Source organism: Alkalihalobacillus sp. TS-13 (genome assembly GCF_019720915.1).
GTDB lineage: Bacteria > Bacillota > Bacilli > Bacillales > Fictibacillaceae > Pseudalkalibacillus.
Window position 1 is genome coordinate 3,404,483 of record NZ_JAHKSI010000001.1, and the last position, 24,221, is coordinate 3,428,703.

A 24,221-nucleotide genomic window follows, 5' to 3' on the forward strand; every position below is an offset into this window, starting at 1 on the left:
CTAAACTTCATATCGTCCGTTCGTGCCAGTTGTCGTTTCCGCTACGACATCACCAGCTTCATTCGTTACTGTAACCTGTGCTTCTTTCACTACCTGTTGTGTATTCGAATCTGTTACAAGTCCTGTGATCGAACCACCATTCGAGGCCCCAAGTGTAATGAATACCTCTGCGGGCTCTCCATGGGTGAACGTAACTTCCTGTGTTTGCGTTTCATAACCGAGTGCGCGGATTTCCATCGTATACGTTCCTGGATCATGGAATAATTCGTAATCTGCATTCGCTCCAGAACCTTCTCCAAGAACCGCTTGTGTTTTCACACCGGTTTCAGAGATCTCAATTTGAGCTTCAACAGGCTCACCATCAACATTCACGACAGTTCCCGATACACTGCCATATTCCGCTTCGTTCAAGAAATCAATTCCGTTGAATAGGATTTGTTGTTGTGCTCCTAACCACCCTTGTAAAGGTGAAATCCAAGGTGCTCCACCGTGGCTCGAAAGAAGGAGATGTGCACTGTCTTCTGATACCGCTTTATACGCGACCCCTGAACCGACAAACCCTAATGACGTATTTCCAATTGATCCGAGATGGCGTCCAGAGTACTGATTGAACCATGTAAGATCCCCGGTCCGCTCAAAGAGTGTCAGTCTGTCACCAACTTCATACCCTTCGAAAATCGGGTGTTCAACATCTACTTCGAGTCTTACAGCACCACCATCATATTGATGATCGAATTCTTTCGGATCGCCATAATACTCGTGCAAATGTTCGATCGAACCATAGCTCGAACCCCATTGGTCAGCAAAAATCAAATTGACATCATGCTCTTCAGCAGCTTGTACTAAGGAATCGAAGGTCGCTGCATCAGGCTGTTCTCCACCGGAACCATAAGCTCCGTTCAGATAAACGATCTGATAGCGTTCGATATCCTCAATGATATCCCAGTCACGTTCTTCTGCTGTGTATCCATTGACATTCAGAAGTTTCGTAACTTCAGAATTCCAATCGTTGAGTACAGCTATGTCGATCGGTTGCAATTCAACCTTGATGACTGTTTCTTCCCCTGGTGTAATAGTGATCATCTGTTTTTGTTGTACGTAACCGTTCAACGATAGGACCAATTCATATTTTCCTTCAAATACCGCTTCATCTGTATATGATCCCTCTTCATTCGTCGTTCCTTCGACAAATGTATCTTTCAACTTCACATCAACACCTGAAAGGCCCTCATGGCTGCGCTGATCTTTCACCTGGATTTGCAGCAAACCAGCTTCGGCAGCTTCTAATACATAATCCTTCGTCCTTTCATAACCTGAAACAAAACGGATGTTTTCCTCCACCTGCTGTTTCCCGTATTGTGCAACCTTGACGGTATATTCACCAGGTCGATGTTCTAACGTGAAATGACCATTTTCATCTGCTTCGACTTCAACGCCTGTTTCCAGTACAGAGACCTTCCCTTTTACCGGTTGTCCAGCTCCATCCTTCATGGTACCCATCAATACACCAGGAGATTGATAGCTTTGGATCCCTTTACGATATGGAACAAGAACCTTTCCTGGTAAGACCGGAAGTCCAGAAGTGCTGTAGTCTGGGAGCGGGAATTCTTTTAACCTTTTACCCGTGTAGACATCCAGCGCATAAAAGGTTCCACTTGTCCCTGCAACAAAGAGGATTCCATTTGATGTGACTGATCCATTGTGCAAGGCTGAACCGACTGCCCGATTCGTCCAGACGAGTTCTCCTGTTTCCCGATCAAAAGCTCTTAAAATCGGTTGAGCGGCTGATGTCATCACAACAAGATCTTCATAGACGACTGGGGATCCCGCTTGTGTGTCACCGACTCCTTCTACCTTCCATATTTCTTCGCCGCTATCTGGATCAAGCTTATATAGTGTACCTGTTTCGGCATTGAAATTGGTACCGACCACATACAACTCTCCACCTACATAAACTGTACGAGCAGCAACGCCTTCATTCGTGAGGGTTTTGCTCCAAACTTCCGAGCCATCAGCAATATCTAGAGCCCGGATGGTCATGTTGTCGTAACTGCCGACATAGAGCTTGCCGTCACCTAAACTGCCGCCAAAGAATGTTGGTGCGCCTAGAGGGGTGCTCCAGATCTTTTCACCTGTTTCTGCATTCAACGCTGTCACATGTGCATTTTCATCCAAACCTGATCCTACAAAAAGCTTTCCATCATGATAGATTGGTGATTCATAGACTGTTACGGAGTCAGTTTGGTAGTTCCATAAAATATTACCGTTTGAGAGATTAAGCGCATAGATCCGCCCATCTTGCCCACCGGATAAATAGACGACTCCATCCTTAATCGTTGGGGTTGACCGGTTCGTCGCACCTAAACGGATACTCCAATTTTCTTCACCTGTCTCTGTATCGAGATTTACGACCCAACCACGATCTGTCGTCAGGACAACACTTTGATCGGCAACAGCAGGAGTCGAAAATAAAATTTCTCCTTTTGAGCCCAATTCATATTCCCAACCTAGATCCAATTTGTTTATATCAATCGAGGATGGGGATACTGCGTTACGGCCATTATTATTGTTTGCCGTATTCCAGCCAGGCTTTGAACTGGATTCGGAAGCTCCAACTTCAATCTGGATGTTCTGATCGGCATCGATAGTCACTTCCATTGACGTGCCGGCAATCCCTTCACCGGATACCTGAAGCTCATAAGTACCGACTGGTATTTGTCCTAATGCAAAGTTCCCTTGTTCATCGGTTCGTGCAGGCTCTAATGGTGTATCCACTACACGGATATAAGCGAAAGGCACTGCATCACCACTGTCTTTTTCGGCAACTTTCCCTTCGAGAGCATAGGATGTAGCACGTTCTAGCACCCACTCGACATCCGTCACTTCGTCTTTCTGGATATCGATGGTTATGGTTTGGTCTTCATATCCGAAGGACTTGATGACGACCTCATGGCTGCCTTCTCTTATCTTCAATTCGATGACACCGTCTTCAGCAATTTCATAGGACACCCCATTGTCAAACTGGATCGTCCCGGTGATCGGTTCTCCGTCTACATTTTTCAATGTTCCTTTTAACTCTCCGGCAAATGCAGTCTCTGTTACGGCCTGATAAATGTCCACGATACCATGACCATAAACGTCATTGGGGAGTGCACCCATGAACGGTTCCACTCTTGCTGTGTCACGAAGCATTTCTTTTATTTCATCGACTGTCAAATCAGGATTTGCCTGGAGCAATAATGCAACTGCCCCTGTTACATGTGGGGTCGCCATTGATGTACCGCTGATCGTATTGTATTTGCCTTCCCCCTTAGCTGTCGGCCAGGCAGAATAGATATGATGCCCTGGTGCTGCTACATCCGGCTTCAACAGGCGGATTTGATTTCCATTCTCATCTTCCCAAAAAACCGGCCCACGGCTGGAGAAGTATGCAATCTGGTCATTAACATCTGTTGCTCCGATCGCAAACGACTGCGGGAAACTTCCTGGAGCCCCGATCGTTTGGGAACCTGGTCCATCGTTTCCTGCCGCAAACATAGGAAAGATGCCTGCAGAAACCCAGGCTTCTACATCTTCATAAAACTCCATACTGTAGGTATTTGAATTTCCCCATGAGTTGTTCACGACATCCGGAGCTTTTGAAGGATCTCCACCTGGTGCCATGAACCATTCGAAAGCGGCATGGATTCCTGAGACTGTGGCAGAACCGCCATCTGAAAAGATTTTCGCTGCGATCCATTCTGCTTCCGGTGCAACACCTACCGCTTCACCTGCACCGCCGCCCACTGCAGAACCAGCAACGTGAGTACCGTGCCCATGCCCATCAGTCGGGGTGCTATAGCCACTCCCTGATACATCGATCCAGGAGTCCGAGTGATCGCCGTCACGGCCGCGGTAATTATTTTTCAATGCTTCATGGGTCCCGTCGACCCCAGTGTCCATGATTCCGACAACGACACCTTCACCTTTGAGACCATAATCGCCCCAGACTTTCGTTGCTTTGACTTTTTCAATACCCCATTGAGGTAGTTTAGGGGGATTTTCTTCCTGTTGGATTTCTGGCACTTTAAGAACACGATCCAACGTGATCCGCTCAATGTCATCTCTTTTTTGTAATTCCTTTAAAGCTTCCTTAGATACTGTTGCTGACATCGCATTGATGATCCAGAAGCTCTTATGCTTTTTTGCTTTTCCCTTTTGTTCGAGTGAGTTCATTGCTTTATCGAGTGCTTTTTGAGAGGCTTTTGCTTTTTCTTCGAGGTGTGTTTTAAGCAGCTTTACTTTCTCTGCCTTTGATTTCTTTGCTTTGACTTGGGGAAAAATCGCTTCGATTTCGGGTCGCTCTTTCATCCTGATGATGACGTCAACTTTTTCTTTCTTTTCCAGTTGGTTGAGGATATCTGCTTCAACCTTGTCAGGTTTTGTTTCAGCCTGTGGAGATTGGTCAGATAAAGATGGAGGTTCCCATCCGAGTCCTTCCATCAATGAGACTAATTCAACCCCACCTTCTTTTCCTGGATCAGACGATTTTTCCTCCTTAGAGGTGTCTTTCGACTTATCTTGATACTCCGCTTCCCGTTCCTTCTCTAGGATGTCATGATCTACGGTGGCTGAATTGTCTGATGCTGTTTCTGCGTATGTAGATTGTGGCGCGAACATAGAGAAAATAAGTAAAAAGCTGAACAGTAATGCGAAAAGCTTGCGCTTCCGTTTTAACCGTCGCAAATATTTTCACTCCTTTAGTTTTAGTCTCAAAGCGAAAATTACACAATTATTGACAATTTCCTTCTTGTTTTCTAATAATTGGGACTATTTAGAAATTATTCCTACGAAGGTTACATCCATAAAGTGGAAAGAAAGGAGTTTTGCTCGATTTAACGATCGGGACTTTTGACATATAAAAGAGGAAGGAAGCAAAATTTAGGGAAGAGGAGCGAAAAAGAGGGATAAAAGAAAAAGCCGATTTTAATGGATCAGCTTTTTAGAAAGACTTTATCAATATGGATACCTATCAGCCATGCGCATCATCTTTTTCCTTTATTGCATAGTTATAACAGACCATCGTTTCGTATTGTCTAAAGCCTTCAGACAGATAAAGGTGGACCGCCTTTTCGTTCTCAGCATTTACGGTGATCAATGCCTTCGTCAAGCCGGCCCCTTTGCCGAATTCCAACCCTGCTCTCAGCAAGTTACGCCCTAACCCTTTTCTATGATAAGATTTTTTGACTGCGATTAAATGGATGAAAAGGTGCTCTTCTCCTTTATGGACTTCTCTTGTTGTCCGCACAAGTCCGACGGGGGTGTGCTCATCGAACAAAACCTTAATACCACCCTCTATATAACCTTCTTCATCCCGCATTTTTTTGACTTCCTCTGGGAGGACAGGAGTCTCTGAACCTGCAAGAGTGGCGAAGGCATCATTGCGGACTTCACACCACGCTTCTTCATCTCTCTCGAATTGGAAGGTTCTCAACTGATAACCCTCTGGGAATCTGACTTTACCGACAGGAGAATCTGTTCGGTCTAAAACGAATGAATAACGCTCGATATCAAATCCCAGTTCCTTAAATACATCTCGTTGGAACCGGCTTTCACCACGTACGAAAAGGAAGAAGCGGTCGATCATGTTTGTATGCGGCAAAATTGCCTCCAGGAGTAACTGATAAGCCTTAAAACTCTCAATCTCAGAATGGAAAATACGAAATCGTCCTCGCTTCCCTCTTCTGAAATAATCATCCATCATCAAGGATGCTGCGCCGATCACTTCCTCTCCATCCTTTAATAGATAAGTGGGATTCTCTTCATCTTTACGAAATGATTTCAAATCTTCATCATTTAAAAAAGATTCGTCTACAGCACTTCTCCATTCTTTACAAAAATGCACAAACCGTTCAATTTCTGTGTCCATCAAGCGTTCTACCCTCATACATTCTCCTCCGTTCGTCACCTCACAAAAAACTGTGAATGAAGTATCACTCACAGTTCATTATATATCGAACGGTAGTTATTCAGGTATTGATTTTTCAGCATTGATGAAGCCACGGCCATAGATGTTCGGATCAAGTCCTTCTCTTTGGTCTGCTCCTTCCAAAAGCTTCTCCTTGATCTGATCTGGGGTAGCATTCGGATTGTGCTGCAGCATCAATGCAACGACACCTGCACAGATCGGTGTTGCCATTGATGTGCCCGACATGACGAAATAGTCACCATCGACCCGGCTCGACTTTTGCAGCTTATCGATGTAGGAATTCGGGGAACGGAGAGAGATGATATTGACTCCAGGAGCTAGTATATCGGGCTTTTCCACTCCATAAACCGTCGGACCTCTACTTGAAAAACTAGCAACGTCATCATCCGATTTGTCTACTGTGTTAAAGTCATCCGAAGCCCCGACAGTAATCACACGATCGCTAACCCCTGGACTTGAAATCGTTTGGGCATTCGGACCGCTATTCCCTGCGGCTACACAAACGACGATTCCATTTTCCCAAGCTTTTTCGACACTTTGCACCATCGGATCTTTATCTTCATGTTCATACTTTTGAGCAGCTGCTCCAAGGGACATGCTGATGACATCTATTTTTTTATCTGGATGATCCTTATTGTACTGGAGACACCAATCGATACCTTGCATGATTGATTCCAGTGTACCGGACCCCATTTTATTCAACACCTTTATCCCAATCAGGTTTGCCTCATAAGCAGGTCCTCTATATTTTCCATTTGAAGCTGTTCCGTTCCCGGCCGCATCACCTGCACAATGAGTTCCGTGACCATTGTCATCATATGGTTCTATTCGCTGATCTACGAAATCAACAAAGTCTACAATTCTACCATCAAGGTCTTCATGAGGGTGGATACCAGTGTCGATCACTGCAATGGTAACGTCTTTTCCGGATAAAGTCGTATTGTTCCGAATGATATTTTCAGCATTCACTGACGGCGTAGCAACATCTAACAAGGCTTGTACTTCTCGATTCAGAAAAATTTTTTTAATATGGGAGCATTTACTAAGGATATCTTCGAGCATGGCAGGAGTAGCATCGATACTGCAGCAGGATACGAATGAGAAGGTCTTTCTCATCCGGCATCGTGTATGGCTTTTTGAAAACCGGAGGAGTTCATTGCACCCATTCTCAAATCCGTCCTTCTGGAACTCGATGACGACTGAAACTTTCTTCATTTTCTTAATGAACCGTTCAACGGAATTATGCATAAAGCACGGAATCCAAGTAAACGGCCTGTACATGTAAAGCATTTGTTCTCGCAGTGGTTGATCGATTTTATGCGCATACGTTCTTATGGTTTGAACCATGGAATAACCAAACATGCTTTCACCTCTATCAAATTTGTTAGGTTTTTACTAGATTATGAGAATCTATTAAAAACGTAACGGTACACGCCTATTTGATAGAGAAAATAGAATGAGCAAAAATGAAGACAGACGCTTTGGCTGCATCTGTCCTCATTTCATGCTCATGTTGTCTGGCCGACCATAGACAACCGTTTGATTTCCTGCTCAATTTCATTTTTCAGTTCTTCCACTTTATCGTAATCCATTGCTTTGATATAGTAACTTTCCAATTCATCATGATATCCCTTCGCCTCTGCAAGGCATTGAATAGCACTTTTCATATTTGAAGCATAGCGTTCGGTTATATCCAATAGTTCCACTGCATATTTTTCATCCGTTCCTGGTGTGATCGTTCTTTTATACATATCGACGATCTCATCATTTTCACGATCCGGAAAATATTCATGGGGTGCTGTACTATCAAAAATCGCAATACCGAGCTCCCGTATGATGACCATATCAAGGCTGTTCGGATCGAATCCACAATGATAAATTTCAACATCAAATCCTTTATCTTCTGCTGTTACGGCGATCTTTTTCAGCAGCGTCGATTTCCCTGATCCTGGTCTGCCTTTAATAAAATACCTCTTATACACACCCTCTGTCAGATTAGGAACAAAATCCACTGCTCCTTTTGGCGTCGCCGCCCCTAAGAAACGATGTACTACCTTCGAGCCTTTATGCAATGATTTACCTGCAAAGAATTCTTCAATTAATTCAATTGTCAGTTGATCGGCTTTTGCAAAATCCATATTTTCGATATAGATTTTTTCCCATTCATCATGTACTTCCAACGCTTCTGCAAAATAAGCATACGCTTCATTAAAAGCATCAGAAATACGGGTACCGAGCTTTTTGATTTCTTCCCGGTCAAATGCGAGTATATTTGAATCCCATGCGGATCCTAAATTCACATATTCCTCCACTGCCCCAGGGAATTTCGGTTCAAGGACATGCGGTGCCGTACCGTCTACGATTCCGACTTTCAAGGCTGTAATGATTACGCCATCAATCGACTCATTATCGGATGAACAGTGAAGAAATTCTATATCATAGCCTCTATCGTTCCATTCATGTCCGATCGCTTTCATCAGTGATGATTTTCCTGTACCAGGGCCGCCTTTCAAAATGAACAAACGGTCTAGTCCTTCCAAGCATGATTCATATAGACTGTAAAATCCTCTAGCGGTATTCCCGCCTGCAAAATAGTTTGTGATCTTACCTGACAAGTCAAGCACTCCCTTCCATGATTTCGGATTGCCTCTGTTATTATATGCAACAAAGTCTTTTTGGGTGATTGCCTAAGGTTAAAGGGTGTGTTTAAGGAACGTTGAAAAAAGGAAAATTAATATGGATCATTATTGGACGGAGGTTATGAAATTGGCTATTCAATTGAAGCGAATCTATGAATCCAAATCAGAAAATGACGGAAAACGGATCTTGGTTGATCGCATCTGGCCAAGAGGGGTTTCTAAGGAAGAGGCAGCTTTAGATGAATGGTTGAAGGAGGTAGCTCCAAGTCCGGAGTTGCGTAAATGGTTCGGACATGACCCTGATCGTTTCAAGGAATTCAAGGAAAGATATGAAAGCGAATTGGATAATGATGAAGAAAAACAAAAAGCTGCAGAAAAAATAAGGTCATTCATAAAAGACGGAAAAGTGACCCTATTGTATGCTGCCAAGGATCAAAAGCACAATCATGCTGTTGTTTTGAAAGGTTTTCTGGACTGAAGACTGATGGCTGGGTTCCGTTTATCCGTATGAAGCATCTATAGGACAACTCCAACTGTTTTTTGGCCCTCGAGTGTCCGTATGAACATTTTCTCAGGTATATTACACTGTCTTAAAAATTCTTGTTGAGTATCTTACAACTGGTTTTCTGCTAAATAATAGAACGAATTCAAAACACTCGCCCGATTGTTCAAATAATTATCACAAATAATTATTATCGTGTTATACTATCTGTAACAAATCGTTCACAAATTGGATTTAAAGTTGTCACAATGTACCGGACTTACTTATTTGAAAAAAATTCTTTTGTAAGCGTTAACAATCGGTTTGAGAAGGGAGGCGTTCCATTATGGACGTATTCTTAGTTTATTTACTCGTAGCAAGTGCGACGCCGCTCTTTTTGTGGCAGGACCGGAAAAAGCTTGCGATCTTGCAAATCCCATTCATCCTATGCATGTGGCTGTATGTCATTTTGTATTTATCATTTGACTTGAGCATGCTGACACATATCATCTTAGGATCGATTTTCGTAGCGAATGTCATTTTCGCACATGTCGCTGCATTCATGATCTTCACTGGACACGCATTTAACAAAGCGAAGAAAATTTAAATTATCTTTTATTCGGTATTATAAATTACTGCGAAATTCACTCCCTTTCCGAGGGCTCAAGAAAAGCGGAAGCGACCCGGTTAGGCACGAAGGTCACTGGAAAGCTGACGAGGAAGCTGTGGTCGCCGCAGGAAGCTTGAAGTGATCCAAGTGACTGGTCACTGAGCTAGACATCACTTCTTTGCATTCACCTACTTCCGCAAGCCTCCTCGCTCAGGTGTTAGTCGAAGATCCTTAATTCGCTGCGGGATCTCACTTGGCTCGCTTTTCCCGCAGGAATGTCGCAAATCAAATTTCGCTTAAAGTATTTTCTCTATGAAATTCGCTTTAAAAACTTAACAGAGCTTAAAAATGCGTGCTGACATGCCGTCAGCACGCTCTTTATATGCTTAATGGAATCCGTATGATAATACGAATAACGTTCCTACTACGAGAATAACTGCGATAAATGCTGAATGGACCATCATATGGGTCTGATCCTTTCCGTTACTGCTTTCTGTCATATGCATGAACATAAAGAGTTGGATGACCGCTTGGAAAACCGCCAAGGTCACAATGATTGCGATGATTACCGTCATCGAAAATCCAGAATACAAACCAACCCATAAAGCGGCCAAGGTCAAAATGATGGATAATAAAAACCCGATTAAATGCTGCCATGGAAAGTGTGAACTTTTTTTAGCCATGGTGCATCACCATCCCATACAGATAAACAGCAGTAAAGATAAAGATCCATACGACGTCTAGGAAGTGCCAATACAAACTGGCAACAAATACTTTTCGAGTAGTATGTTTTGTCAATCCTCTTTGGACCAGTTGGATGATGATCAATATCATCCAGGCGATTCCCATTGTAACGTGAGCCCCATGTGTTCCAACAAGAACAAAGAACCCGGACCAATAAGCACTTGTCGTCAAGCTAGCCCCTTCATGGATGTAATGAACGAACTCATAGATTTCAAAGCCCAGGAATCCTAATCCCAATAATAATGTGATGCCCAGCCAGACGATCAAGCCTTTTAAGCTGTTACGCCGCATCTCATGAACTGCCAAACCACAAGTGAAGCTTGATGTTAAGAGCAAGAATGTTTCAATCAAAACACCTTTTACTTCAAATAACTCTCCAGGCGTAGGTCCATCCGCATAACGTCCTATTAAAACGAGATACGAAGCAAAAAGGGTTGCAAACAGAGCAATCTCTGCTCCAAGGAAGACCCAGAACCCTAGGATGTTCAACCGTCCTGTCTCAGATTGATATTCTAACGGCGTGTCAGGAGCTTCGTGCTTGCCGTTTTCAGATTGCACATATTCCATCTTTCACGCCTCCTCTATTCAATGGAATTTTCAATTCTTTCAATTTCTTCAACGGACACATAATAACCATCATCATAATCGAACGACCGTAGGACAAGCATGGCTAGTACACCGATCAGACCTGCTATCGCCATCCACCACCATTCGAATACAAGGCCGAAACCGCTTATGAATAAGGCTATTGACATGATAATCGGTTTTCCGGAGTAGCTTGGCATATGGATTGGCTTGTAATCTTTCTTGATATCTTTAACAGGATCCCGTTTCATTCTCGAATAAGCATCTAGTCCAGTGACCTCAGGTATTTTAGCAAAGTTATAGAACGGCACAGGTGTAGGTGTCGACCATTCCAGCGTCCTGCCATCCCATGGGTCTCCCATCGTTTCACGTTCTGCATAACGGAAACTCCAGTAAATGTTATAGACGAGCAAGACAAATCCGATCGCCATACCAATCGCTCCGGTTGTCGCCACCATATTCAAGTCGAACCATCCATCTGCCCATTCGTATGTGAAAATCCGTCTCGGCATCCCATTCAAGCCCAGAAAATACATTGGGAAGAAGCAGACATTGAATCCGATCATGAATAACCAGAAGCTCCATTTACCAATACGCTCGTGCAGCTTGTGACCGAACATTTTCGGATACCAGAAGTACAAGCCTGCAAAACAAGCAAATACAGTTCCGGAAATCAATACATAATGGAAATGGGCAACCAGGAAATACGTGTTGTGATACTGATAGTCAGCTGCAGCCATCGCGAGCATGACCCCTGTCACTCCACCAATCGTGAAGTTCGGAATGAAGGCAAGCGACCATAACATAGCTGACGTTATTTTTATCCGACCTTTATAAAGAGTGAACAGCCAGTTGAAGATCTTCACCCCGGTTGGAATTGCAATCGCCATTGTCGTAATCGAGAAGAACGAGTTGACAACGGCATTTGCCCCCATCGTAAAGAAATGGTGCACCCACACAATAAAGCTTAAGCCTGCAATAGAAACCATCGACCAGACCATCGCTTTATATCCGAATAACGTTTTACGTGCAAAAGTACTGATGATTTCTGAAAAAATGCCGAATGCCGGTAAAATGACAATATATACTTCAGGATGTCCCCAAATCCAAAAGAGGTTCGCCCAAAGCATCGGAATCCCGCCGTCAGCTAGAGTAAAGAAATGACTACCAAACAAGCGGTCAAAGGTCATCAAGGCAAGGGCTACGGTTAGCACCGGAAACGCAAAGATAATCAAAAGCATCGTGATCAAGGTTGACCATGTGAACATCGGCATCCTCATCAAATTCATACCCGGAGCACGCATTTTCAATATCGTAACAAGGAAGTTGATTCCGGTAAGCAAAGTCCCAATCCCTGAAATTTGTAAGCCAAGCAGGTAATAATTCTGACCTGGTTCGGGATTCAGTTCATCTCCGGCTAATGGTACATAACTTGTCCAGCCTGCTGAAGGTGAACCACCTATCACAAAAGAAATATTGAAGAGCATAGCACCGAAGAAGAACGTCCAGAAACTCACGGCATTTAAGTACGGATAAGCTACGTCTCTCGCCCCGATTTGAAGTGGAACGACAAAGTTAATCAAACCGATTAAGAACGGCATAGCCATGAAGATGATCATGATCGTACCATGTGTCGTGAAGATTTCATTATAATGCTGTGATTTGAGGATTTCTGAACCTGGAGCGGTTATTTGCGCACGCATGAGCAGGGCGTCGACCCCTCCGCGGAACAGCATCAAGACAGCTGCAATGATGTACATGATGCCGATTTTTTTATGATCAACAGTAGTAAGCCATTCGCTCCACAACCATTTCCACTTTTTGTAATAAGTCAGAACAAATACGATCGCGATTGTTGTCAAAACAATGGAAACATCGGCAGCATAAATGAATGGATCTCCAGTGACAAAGAACTCATCCCATTTCATAGTCTCTTCCCCCTTCCTTACTAATGTGATTCATGTGAGTCATTGTGGTTATGTTTATCTTTTGAGGGGTCCAATCCTTTGCGGACTTTGACCGCATAATCTGCTTGTTTTGCATGATCGACCCATTCAAGGTGTGTTGATGAGAATGTGAGTTTTTCAGTGAATAATTTCATTTTCATCAACTCATTGTATTTTTCTTGCGTCAGTTTTGGTGCAGATTCCTTTGTTTCCTGCACCCATTTTTTGTAATTCTCTCTTGTTTGAGCTTTTACGATGAATTTTTGATTCGCGAACCCTTCACCTGTAAAGTTTGCGTTTCTGCCTTTATACGTCCCAGGCTCGTCTGCTTGTAGATAGAGCTCCGTTTCCATACCTGCCATGTTGTATTCCTGTCCACCTAATTGGGGAATCCATAAAGCCGCCATCGAGTCAGCAGAAGTCAGCTTGAAAAGGATTGGCCGGTCTTCTGGTATGTGCAGGTGGTTGACTGTCTCGATATTTTCTTCTGGATAAGTAAAAATCCATTTCCAATCTACAGAAGTTGCATGGACAACTACAGGATCTTTATGAGATGTGGCCTTTGGTGGTTCTTGGAGTGCATAGATTGTTTTAACGGTTGGAACTGCAAGGGCTATGACGATAAGAACCGGTATCGCTGTCCAGATGATCTCAAGTACCTTGCTTCCCTCATCCTGAGGTGGTTCATAATCGGCATTCTCTGGACGCTCCCGGTAACGGACGATCATGAATGTGAAAAGGACAAAGACAACAAGCACGATGAAGAGCATGAATCCGATCGACAGCATGATCAGATCTTTTTGTTGCAGAGCGACGGGGCCTTTTGGATCCAAGACTGCAAGCTCGCTGCAACCGCTGATAAAGGTAATAATAACCAGCGATATGAATCCGAGAATGAATTTTGCCTGTTTCTTCAAGGGAATCACCTTCCTCTCCGGGGTTAGTCGTCTGTATGTGTATGAGGTCCTCACTGGTGTAATTGGCTATATAGTAAAGCGTAATGAATTAAGTAAACGGATAACCAACTCTCCCTTCTCAACATGGAACAGTTTGATCCTAAATAGGTTTTGAGTTAGCTTTACCCTATCTCAGTTATTCGTAAAACCTTTCAAACCCCTTAAAACACAAAGTGTCACCAGATTGTTTAAAAGCTCATAGATTTGAAACAAGTTGGTCAAATTTCGTTTGAATAATTGGATATTGTTTCATCGGTTGGCGGGTCCATACCAAAACAACATTCAACCCATTTTCAAACATTTATTTGCCCATATTTACGCTAAATTACTTAAATATTGCCTGAACCTAATAAATATGTTACCATTTGGTAACATATTTACAAAAAGTGGATTAAGATGATGAAAGTTGTTGTAAACAAATTGATTGAAGAGCCGTCATCTGTGAACAAAAGAGTTGATTCACTAAGATTTTAACGAAATAAGGTCTCCTCTCCGTTACGGAATCTCCGAAACTTTTTCAGTAAAGAGTCTCGACGATTTCTCCTATGCTCAGAACTTTTAGAACAGCCTCTTTTCATTATTAGTCTACGCCATTAGTCCTCTTCTATTGCTCTTAAGGATAGTCAATCCATAAAGGACCAGACCTGTTACAAACAAAAATCCAGCAAATCCGATTAAAGCAGATAGAAAAGCGAGGAAATGCCGATCCAATGTTGCGTGGATATTATCCGTCAAACCTGAAAATACACCTGATAGTTCCAGCTGTGTATATATCCAATCAAGCCCAATGATATGGAATAACACAGCAGCTGTCATCACTGTGAATCCTGCTATCAAACAAAGTGACGACAACCACTTCAAGTTTCTTAACCGATTCGTCGCCAGGAAGAAACTGAGGCCAATCAACAGACCAATCATCAAGCCATTCAAAATCACTAATACCGTCATTTGCTCATAATACTTTTTAATTTTATCCATTCTTTTTTGGTCCATTTCCAGTAACGATACCCATTCTACACGATCGATGAATTTATCTTGGTAGATCGTTTCGCCCTGCATGCTTTCGCTGCGCTGCACTTTCTCAAGGAAAGCAGTGCGAATATCAGTTAGATCAATGGCTTCTAATTCAACATCTTTATCTAAAATATAATCCCACATGTCCTTCTCGATGAAGGATAGGATTTCTGAAATCCGATTGACGGTCAGGTGTTCTTTTACAACCTCTTTAAAAATCTCATTCAATCTTTCATCAGAAGTTACATCCAAGAGTTCTTCAGATTCCTGGAGCGCTTCTGGGAGAATGATTTGAAGTTCGCCATATACACCTGTTTGCTCAAACCCATTGATTGTATCATAAGGCTTGAATACCGTAAGATGAACAGCCAGCAAAATGAGTGTTGCTGGAATCAATAAAAACAAACATCCATATATCAAGTATTTTATCGTTTTAACTACCACTCGAACACGTCCTTATCAACAGTTCAAACCCTGTTAACCTATTCTCGTTCCTAGGTCTTCAGTCCTTCTTTAATGAATGAGTTGCAAGAAAAAACAGGACTGACATGATTTGTCAACCCTGTTTTTGGTTTCCCCTATGCCCGAGTAATTGTCGGATTTGAATTTTCTTTATATTTTTCTCTTATTTTATCTGACCCTTTGTTCGGTGGTCCTAGACTGATGACGATATCTCCATCTTCACCTTTGACTGAATTTTCTTCTGTGAAGAAAACGATTTTTCCTGAAGGCTTTAATATACAAAGTAATTCTGCATCATCAGCCCGCTCATCTACATATTGTTTAAACGTATATTGGTCAGTGATTTTCGTTTTTCTGAAGACATAGCCGCTTTCGACCTTTTTGTTTAGCACTTCCCACGTTGCTCCATCATGAAATATGATATTTCCGCTAACTGTAGGGTCAAGTCCGCGGAGGTCATCTCCGGTGGTGTTATGAAGACTCAATTGATACACATTTGTCCTTCCGAATGTAGGAACGAACGTATTACAAACCAGCGCATTATACGAATCGATATCCGTTGAAGCTACCATATATTCATAAGGGGTGAAATCAATCTGGTAATCAGTCTGTTCAGATAGAATTTCCCCTCTATAAATTGGTACACCAAGATTACGAGCAGTAATTAATCGATCGTAAGAAGAGTCCGTAATCAACACTGGGATATTCATTTCTTTTAAAACTTCTCCAAACTTAGCACTGAAAATGCTCCCACCGATTAGAAGAACACCTGGTTGGTCATCAATCGCCAGCCCCAGCTTCCTGGCCATCCATCGGATCGAAAAACCGTGGGCGCAAACCGTAGCAAACACAAGTCCTAGCGTCAACGGAGTCAGCAACCTTGCATCTTCAAATCCTTGATCTCGTAAAGCACTATCAAAATACCCTGATACCGTCAGTGCAACAATTCCACGAGGCGCAATCCAACCGACCAATGTTTTCTCTTGAAATGTTAAATCTGTTCGGATCGTTGATAGAAAAATCGATAATGGTCGAACTAGTATCATCATTAAGACAACGAAAGAGAGTATGTTCCAGTTGAAAATCTCGAGGAGCGTTTCAATTGTCAATGATGCCGTAATCATGATGAATACTGCAGAAATAAGCATGACCGACATTGTCTCTTTAAAGTGACGCATATCATCGATGGAAGTAATGTGCATGTTTGCCATCGTGATTCCCATTACAGTTACTGCTAATAGTCCTGTTTCATGCATGATTTCGTCTGAAATGGAAAAGCAAGCAAGTACAAAGGCAAATACGAAAGGTGACTTCAAGAACTCCGGTACATGCCCTTTTTCAATCATCCAACCAGATACCCGTCCGAATAGCCATCCAAGGAATCCTGCTACTGCAGAAGCTACGAAGTAGAGTAACAACGTTTTAGCTGTGACACTTTCTTCTGTAAGAAATTTAATGATTTCAAAAGCGAATACAGCTAATAAAGCGCCAAAAGGATCGACGATGATTCCTTCCCATTTCAAAATCGCCGCAGGCCTGGCCTTTAGCTTAGCCTGTCTTAAAAGAGGGAGAATGACCGTCGGACCAGTAACAATGAATAACCCTCCGATTACATATGCAACAGCCCAGGAAAGTCCTGCAAAATAATGCGCTGCCCATGAGCCCAGAACCCATGCGATTAGTGCACCAAACGTGACAATCCGTAATATCGGTCTACTGACTCCTTTTATTTCACGATAATCTAAATTTAAACTGCCCTCAAAAAGTATGATGGCAACAGCTGCTGAAATAATTGGATTGAATAATTGCCCAAAATCCTCTTCTGGATTTATGATGCCTAGAAATGGACCAGCAAGAAGACCAGCAACTGTCATGATTACGATTGCAGGTAAACCGAAACGCCAGGCTAACCATTGTGATCCGATACCCAGGACGATGATGAGCATGATTGTAAATAGTAAAGATTCAATCATTATGTTCTCCTTCACACTGAATATTTGATGATGACGTGTATCTATCGTTTTATTTAGTACCCTTTTAGTATGTAAAATTCTCATATTTTCATGATATTTAATTTATTATACAGGTTTTCGGATTCATGTCTAACGATAACGTTATACTGAAATGTACGAAAAAAAAAGAGACCTACTGCACGACTTTAATATGCAAGAAGGTCTCCTATAACTATGATTTTTTCAGCTGTCTTACTTGTCTCACTTGTTTCACTTGTTTGATTGTCCTGGTTTTCAGGTTAAGTCCATTTCCTAAAGAACCAAAAAGCTTTCCTTTATGAGGGTCGATCAATTCTTTATCATTGTAATAGACCCTTGGTGTTTTGAAGAGAGCCAACAACGCTTGTCCAAAAGGCATTTCATGGTAGCGCTCCGGCCACATTTTCTTGATATGGGCTTTGACCATCGGATAATACTTGGGATTCATACCAGGGAACAAGTGATGTTCCGTGTGATAAGAAAAATTGAAATGCAGCACATCTACCCACTTAGGTGTTACGACTGTCAGACTGTTCGCCAATGGGTCATTCACGGGTACAAGCGGATTTAAGCGATGGTTCGTTGAAATATAGGCCATAACGATGAAGTTAGCAATTAACAACGGCAATAAAAATGCAAAGAACCACTTCTCAAATCCAATCCACACTAACAGACCAATCCAAGTGGCCCAAGGTAAAATCGCTTCGAGCCAAACACTCGGCTGTTTCTTCGGATTGAATTCCTTGATATAAACGGTGAACATCTTCAAGGAATGCAGTGTAAACGTAACAGCTAATGCAGCAAAACTTGCAATCGCTCGAATTAAAAATGGGATCCTGTAAATCCAGCGCATAAATTTATTCTTCGAGAATTTCTTCATACTCGGCCATGCATCAGGGTCTTTTTCCTCATCCTGCGTATGAACATGATGCGTCAGGTTATGCCATTTTCTCCAGAGTTTAGGTCCAGTGGTCAACGGCCAAAATGCAACTGCACCAAGGAAATCCCTCAGCCAAGGCTTCCTTACGACTGTACCGTGTAAAATCTCATGTCCCAAAAAGCCCATCCCAGCGAAGCTCGCACCCAAGATCAAACTGATCAATAGGTTCAACCAAATATTTGTTTCGAAGAAAATGATCGTAACGAAACTTGCTATCGAAATAAGCAAGTAGACTAAACCACCTAATAGTCTTGAAGGGACAGGTTTGAATGCTTTCTTTGGCATGTGCGGAGCTATCCTTGCAGCATACCAACCAAATGTATGATAATCTTTCATGTTTTACCGCTCCTTTGTGTTCGCTCTGTACAAATTTCGTTATATACGGACTGTTTATGTTCCCCTCCGACCTGTTCATTTTAATCATCACTTTGATAAGCCTCAATTTTCTGAAACTTAGACTTAACCCTAACAGGTTTATGCTGTAAAAGTCAATGAATAATTATTACCAAGTCATAATAGTTGGTGGTATATTTTGATTACTAATGTTTTTTTTTTGTCGATTTCTCCACTGTATACATGAATTCCATTCGTTAGGAAAAATTATCTAACAAATGATGTGAACGAGGAGGAATTATTATGACAACCAATCCATCACTCCCCCGATTTCCTGAACCTATATGGAGAACGGGAGTAGAGTTTCCAGCTTTTGATACTTTGATTGAAGATCAATCAGTTGACGTCGCTATAATCGGAGCAGGTATTACTGGTATCACAACAGCCTACCTTTTATCCAAATCTGGACAAAGTGTCGCGTTGATTGATGCTGGCAGTATCCTTAACGGGACCACTGGCCACACTACTGCAAAAATCACAGCTCAACATGACCTCATTTATGATGAGTTGATTCAGCATATCGGTGAAGTGAAGGCGAAACAATATTATCGCTCCAATACCGAAGCTCTGCAATTCATCCAAAACACCATTGCAGAAAATAATATTGACTGCGGATTTAAGAGTGAGGATGCTTATCTATATGCTACGGAAAAAACGTCCCACCATAAACTGCAGAAAGAGTTTGAAGCCTATCGAAAACTAGGGATTGAGGGTGACCTGGTCGACGAAATTCCGTTTGATATTCCAATTGAATCAGCTTTAGTCATGAAAAACCAGGCACAATTCCATCCACTTCGTTATCTGCTTCCGCTTGTAGAGAAAATCAAAGCTTCTGGAGGGATGATTTTCGAGAACACCCCTGCAGTAGATATTGAAACCGGAATTAAACCGAAAGTGGTTACGAGGAATGGATTCAACATTACATGCAACCATGTCGTGATCGCATCCCATTTCCCTTTTTTCGATGGGAGAGGCTTTTATTTCGCAAGGATGCATGCTGAAAAATCGTATGTAATTGCTATTAAATCAGATAAACCCTATCCAGGCAGCATGTATTTAAGTGTAGATCAGCCAATACGTTCACTTCGTGATACGACCATTAATGGTGAGACCTACATCCTCGTCGGAGGTGAAAGCCACAAAACAGGACATGGAATCAATACGTTCAAGCATTACGAGACCCTGCAGGATTGGGCAGAGACAACCTTGGGAATTCGCGAGTCTCCGTATCGCTGGTCTACTCAGGATCTGGTCACCATTGATAAGATCCCTTATATCGGCAAAATAAGTTCGAAGTACGACAATATTTTCGTCGCGAGCGGATTTAAAAAGTGGGGTATGACAACCAGCACAATCGCAGCACAATTGATTACAGACCTCATCACAAAAGGATTAAGTCCATACGAAGAACTATATACACCTTCTCGCTTTTACGCTGATCCCAGCTTGAAAAATCTAGTTGTACAAAACGCTGACGTCGCAGGACACTTCGTCGCAGGAAAAGTTGGACTCGCCCATAAAAAACTAAAAGATATGGAGAACGACGAAGGTGCGGTCGTAAAAGTAAACGGAAAACGTACAGGTGCCTATAAAGATGAGAATGGTTGTTTGCACCTGGTTGATACGACTTGTACCCATATGGGGTGCGAAACAGAATGGAACAGCGGTGATCGAACCTGGGACTGCCCTTGTCATGGATCCCGTTTTTCAATAGACGGCACTGTCGTGGAAGGACCTGCCGAGAAACCATTGAAACAGGTCTCTCTTGAAGATAAAGAATAGGCTTTGTAATTAATACTTTTGATTTCTGACAAAGTTTGATTGAAGCGAAATTTGCGACATACCTGCAGGAAAGCGAGCCAGGCAAGACCCCACACTTTTTAAAAGGATCTTCGACTATAATAATGAACTTCGACTAAATACCACCACGTCCTATGGTTAACGTCGAAGTCAGAACATCCTGTACAAGTACGTCCTGGGGTGAACGTCGCAACCGAAAATCGGAAGCGACCCGATTAGTCACGCAGGTCACTGGAAAACTGAAGAGGAGGCTGGTGCCACCGCAGGAAGTTTGAAGTGATCCAAGTGACTGGTCGCTGAGCTAGACATCACTTCCTTACATTTACCACTTCCGCTAGCCTCCTCACTTGCAGAGGATCTCAACACAAAAATGAAATCATTTTCGTGTCTGAGATGAGAATTCTTAGAAGCTTTCCTTCTGCTGGCTTAATAAAGCGTGATTATTTATTACGATAGAGGGTATTGGTACAGACAGAACATCCAGAATCGGAGGTCTATCAGTGAAACAAGTATCAAGTGTATTTTGGATTTCAATTATTATCGCAGGCATTTTTGTTTTTTGGGGAGCGGTTTGGCCACAACTACTGATTGATGTCATGAGCGATACTCAAGCCTTTTTTATGAAAAATTTCGGTTGGTTCTACCAGCTTTCTGCAACTTTTTTCTTGGTTTTTGCTCTTTTTCTCATCTTCAGTAAGTACGGAAAAATCAAACTTGGTAAAGATGAGGATAAGCCGGAATTCAAGCGGCCGACCTGGTTCGCGATGCTGTTCAGTGCTGGTATGGGGATTGGACTATTATTTTTTGGGGTCTCCGAACCGATTTCCCACTTTTCAAGCCCGCCTTTTGGTGAGGGAGGGACAAGTCAATCTGCAAAGGTCGCGCTTCAATATACTTATCTCCACTGGGGTTTCCACGCATGGGCGATCTATGCTGTCGTTGCACTTGCTCTAGCCTATTACAAGTTCAGAAAAGGGCTCCCTGGTCTTGTAAGCGCGACCCTCTACCCGATCCTTGGGGAAAAGGTAAACGGACCGATTGGTAAACTGATCGATATCGTAGCAGTGATCGCAACGTTATTCGGTGTGGCTGCCTCGTTAGGACTCGGAGCCGCCCAAATCAATGGGGGTCTGAGCTATCTGACAGGTATACCGAATAATTTTACAGTTCAATTTGTCATTATCCTTGTTGTTACTGTCTTGTTTCTTATTTCTGCAGCCTCAGGAATCAAACGGGGAATCAAATATTTAAGTAATGCGAACCTATCCCTCGCTGTCATCCTGTTCGTCGTTTTCCTATTTCTAGCTCCTACTGTATTTGTGCTGGATTTATTCACGACAACGTTCGGAGGATACCTTCAAAATTTGGCAAGCTTAGGTTTAAGACTTGCACCTTTTAATGAAGAAAATGCGACCTGGCTGCAATCTTGGACGATTTTCTACTGGGCATGGTGGATTGCTTGGGCCCCGTTCGTCGGAACGTTCATTGCCCGAGTATCAAGAGGAAGAACAGTCCGTGAGTTCATTACTGCTGTATTGATCATCCCTACACTCGTGTGTGCTTTCTGGTTTGCTGTGTTTGGGGGCACAGGAATTTTCATGGAATACAACCTTGGTCTCGATGTATCAGGGCAAACCCTAGAAGCAGCGTTATTCTATGTATTTCAGCAACTTCCATTCACGATTGTCCTTGTTGTGGTAACTCTGTTATTGATCCTGACGTTTTTCATCACATCAGCAGATTCTGCAACGTTCGTCTTAGGAATGCAAACCACCTACGGAAGCATCGAACCACCTAATATTGTAAAAATTGTTTTAGGGCTGTTGTTATCTGCCTCTGCTGTCGTCCTGATGGCCACAGGCGGGTTGGAAGGGTTCCAATCAGCCATCATCATCAGTGCGTTTCCTTTGGGAGTCGTCCTTCTCTTCAGTTGTTATGCATTATTGAAAGCTTTCCGAACTGAAATCAAGGGAAATAAAGGATTTAAAAAGGAAAAAGCTCCTGGAAAGATAAGAGCAAAATTGCAAAGGGGCAAGATCAGACGTAAGGTTCAAAGAAGTGAAAGTTGATGAAAGCTGACATACCAGTCAGCTTTTTTAATACTATAGTTGTATTTCAGATACATTTAAAAAAGGATTTTACAATTTAAAAAAGAATAATGAATTATGAGGAAATAACCGAAATATCGACATTTGAGATCACTCTTTACCAGAATCCCAACACCAATTACTGCTATTGCAAAGTTCTTGATGGTTACCGCTAATTGCAAGAACCTTTTTCAGCAGGCTCTGTCATATCTAAATTTTGATTTTGTGGAATCACCTGCAGAGAAGCAATTCCGCAAAAAATCAACATTTAAGAATTATAGAGTCTTTCAGTAAGAAAATCTCTAACTACGGAGTCGATTCATGTGGATTATTATTAAGGATATTTTAGTAAACGTCTTATTCATCTTATTCCCTACGCTTTTTTATTTTGTTTTTCTTCGTGAAGATGGTCGTGAACGTGAAAAAGTAATTTCGAAATTCTTTTTCGTCTTGTTGTTTTCTGTTATTCTGACAATGATTTTACCTGCTGTCTATTCGGATGAGTTCAAATATGATCTGAGAATCATTCCGATTATTCTCGGATTCATGTATGGTGGAATGTTTCCAGGCCTTTCCCTGACAACTTTGATGCTTGGTTTAACATATTTCTTATATCCAGTTGATTTCTACACGACTTTAGGTAACTACATAATCGCATCAGTCGTCTTAATCATTTTAAGTAAGTTTTATCATACACAATCTACGAAAGTGAAGTTGTTAATTCTGACTGGATTTTATTTCGTGATCGCCAGCTTAAGAGCTATTTATTTCATCGCAAATGGTTACTTCGACCAAGTAGAAATCACAATCTATCTCTCAGTGATCACGTTATTCACTATGGTTTGTGTAATCGCCTTGATTGAAGCATTGAACCGACAGATCATGCTTCAAAGGGAACTGGAACATATCGAAAAAATGAATGCAATCAGTCAATTAGCCGCTTCAGTCGCACACGAAATCCGGAATCCAATGACCACAGTCAGAGGTTTCCTTCAAATTTTAAGCGGGAGTAAAGAAATTCCCGAAGCAGACCGATCTTTCATCACTATTTCCATCGCGGAACTTGATCGAGCCCAAACCATTATCAATGAATATTTGTCTTTATCAAAACCGCAGAAGAATTCCTTGGAGGTCATCGATTTTTCAAAAGTAATCAATGACTCGATTCAGGTCATCTCAACTTACGCGATCATCAATAATGTGGAAATTACAAAATCAGTAGATGAGGCTCTAAAGGTGAAGTGTTTTAAACATGAAGTCCAGCAAGTGCTCATCAATATCATGAAGAATGGGATTGAGGCGATGGAAGGTTCTGGAAAAATGCATGTGTCGGCTGTGAGGAAGGACCAGTGGGTTGAAGTCATTATCCAGGATAATGGTTCAGGTATTCCTAAAGATCAATTGAAGCGCCTAGGTACACCTTATTTTTCAACAAAAGAGAAAGGTACTGGTCTAGGACTTACAGTAAGTTTTGAAATCGTGAAACGCATGAATGGAATTATTGATGTACAAAGCCAAGTCGATCAGGGGACGACCTTTACAATCCGTTTACCCGCTACCATATCCATTGAAAATGAAGTGTATATATAAATAGGGCTGACCCGT

The 24,221-nt window shown here is 42.2% G+C and carries 16 protein-coding genes; 5 read left to right on the top strand and 11 right to left on the bottom strand.

Features of this window, described 5'->3' with window-relative positions:
* The 4 genes from KOL94_RS16205 to KOL94_RS16220 form a co-directional block, all read right to left on the bottom strand.
* Window positions 1-4,725, bottom strand: a complete 4,725-nt coding sequence (locus KOL94_RS16205) for a S8 family serine peptidase (RefSeq protein WP_221567418.1) — start codon at window positions 4,723-4,725, stop codon at window positions 1-3.
* 286 nt (window positions 4,726-5,011) lie between these two features.
* Window positions 5,012-5,926, bottom strand: coding sequence for a GNAT family N-acetyltransferase (locus KOL94_RS16210; protein WP_221567419.1), 915 nt, complete (start codon window positions 5,924-5,926; stop codon window positions 5,012-5,014).
* 78 nt (window positions 5,927-6,004) lie between these two features.
* Entirely contained in the window at window positions 6,005-7,330 is a 1,326-nt protein-coding gene (locus KOL94_RS16215; protein WP_221567420.1) for a S8 family peptidase, read from the bottom strand.
* Between the two features lie 146 nt (window positions 7,331-7,476).
* Entirely contained in the window at window positions 7,477-8,583 is a 1,107-nt protein-coding gene (locus tag KOL94_RS16220) for a PRK06851 family protein (protein WP_221567421.1), read from the bottom strand.
* Between the two features lie 145 nt (window positions 8,584-8,728).
* On the opposite strand from KOL94_RS16220, the gene KOL94_RS16225 reads away from it, so the two are divergent.
* Both KOL94_RS16225 and KOL94_RS16230 read left to right on the top strand, forming a co-directional pair.
* Window positions 8,729-9,085, top strand: coding sequence for a DUF488 domain-containing protein (locus KOL94_RS16225; protein ID WP_221567422.1), 357 nt, complete (start codon window positions 8,729-8,731; stop codon window positions 9,083-9,085).
* Between the two features lie 349 nt (window positions 9,086-9,434).
* A complete protein-coding gene (locus tag KOL94_RS16230; protein ID WP_221567423.1) occupies window positions 9,435-9,695 on the top strand; it encodes a spore morphogenesis/germination protein YwcE in 261 nt (86 codons plus the stop codon).
* Between the two features lie 389 nt (window positions 9,696-10,084).
* Here KOL94_RS16230 and qoxD read toward each other — a convergent pair whose 3' ends face one another.
* From qoxD to desB, 7 genes are all read right to left on the bottom strand, one after another.
* Entirely contained in the window at window positions 10,085-10,381 is a 297-nt protein-coding gene (qoxD, locus tag KOL94_RS16235; protein ID WP_221567424.1) for a cytochrome aa3 quinol oxidase subunit IV, read from the bottom strand.
* Window positions 10,374-11,009 (bottom strand): cytochrome aa3 quinol oxidase subunit III, encoded by a 636-nt coding sequence (gene qoxC, locus KOL94_RS16240; RefSeq protein WP_221567425.1) that lies wholly within the window; start codon window positions 11,007-11,009, stop codon window positions 10,374-10,376. Before qoxC ends, qoxD begins: the two co-directional genes overlap by 8 nt.
* A 14-nt stretch (window positions 11,010-11,023) precedes the next feature.
* Complete coding sequence (gene qoxB / locus KOL94_RS16245) at window positions 11,024-12,955, bottom strand: cytochrome aa3 quinol oxidase subunit I (protein WP_221567426.1); 1,932 nt, start codon at window positions 12,953-12,955, stop codon at window positions 11,024-11,026.
* 20 nt (window positions 12,956-12,975) lie between these two features.
* Window positions 12,976-13,890 (bottom strand): cytochrome aa3 quinol oxidase subunit II, encoded by a 915-nt coding sequence (qoxA, locus tag KOL94_RS16250; protein ID WP_221567427.1) that lies wholly within the window; start codon window positions 13,888-13,890, stop codon window positions 12,976-12,978.
* Window positions 13,891-14,514: 624 nt separating this feature from the next.
* The gene (locus tag KOL94_RS16255; RefSeq protein ID WP_221567428.1) at window positions 14,515-15,387 is read right to left on the bottom strand and encodes a hypothetical protein; all 873 of its coding nucleotides are present in this window, start codon (window positions 15,385-15,387) and stop codon (window positions 14,515-14,517) included.
* A gap of 134 nt (window positions 15,388-15,521) precedes the next feature.
* Window positions 15,522-17,378 carry a cation:proton antiporter gene (locus KOL94_RS16260; RefSeq protein ID WP_221567429.1) on the bottom strand — a complete coding sequence of 619 codons (1,857 nt, stop codon included), beginning with the start codon at window positions 17,376-17,378 and terminating at the stop codon, window positions 15,522-15,524.
* Window positions 17,379-17,589: 211 nt separating this feature from the next.
* Window positions 17,590-18,672: a Delta(10) desaturase DesB gene (gene desB / locus KOL94_RS16265; protein ID WP_221567430.1), complete on the bottom strand. Its 1,083-nt coding sequence runs from the start codon at window positions 18,670-18,672 to the stop codon at window positions 17,590-17,592.
* Between the two features lie 300 nt (window positions 18,673-18,972).
* Between desB and KOL94_RS16270 the strand changes: the two genes are divergently transcribed.
* The 3 genes from KOL94_RS16270 to KOL94_RS16280 all read left to right on the top strand — a co-directional run bounded on the left by KOL94_RS16270 (window position 18,973) and on the right by KOL94_RS16280 (window position 24,206).
* Window positions 18,973-20,511 (top strand): FAD-dependent oxidoreductase, encoded by a 1,539-nt coding sequence (locus KOL94_RS16270; RefSeq protein WP_221567431.1) that lies wholly within the window; start codon window positions 18,973-18,975, stop codon window positions 20,509-20,511.
* 518 nt (window positions 20,512-21,029) lie between these two features.
* Window positions 21,030-22,598, top strand: a complete 1,569-nt coding sequence (locus KOL94_RS16275) for a glycine betaine uptake BCCT transporter (protein WP_221567432.1) — start codon at window positions 21,030-21,032, stop codon at window positions 22,596-22,598.
* Between the two features lie 339 nt (window positions 22,599-22,937).
* Window positions 22,938-24,206, top strand: a complete 1,269-nt coding sequence (locus tag KOL94_RS16280; RefSeq protein ID WP_221567433.1) for an ATP-binding protein — start codon at window positions 22,938-22,940, stop codon at window positions 24,204-24,206.
* Window positions 24,207-24,221 lie beyond the last annotated feature (15 nt).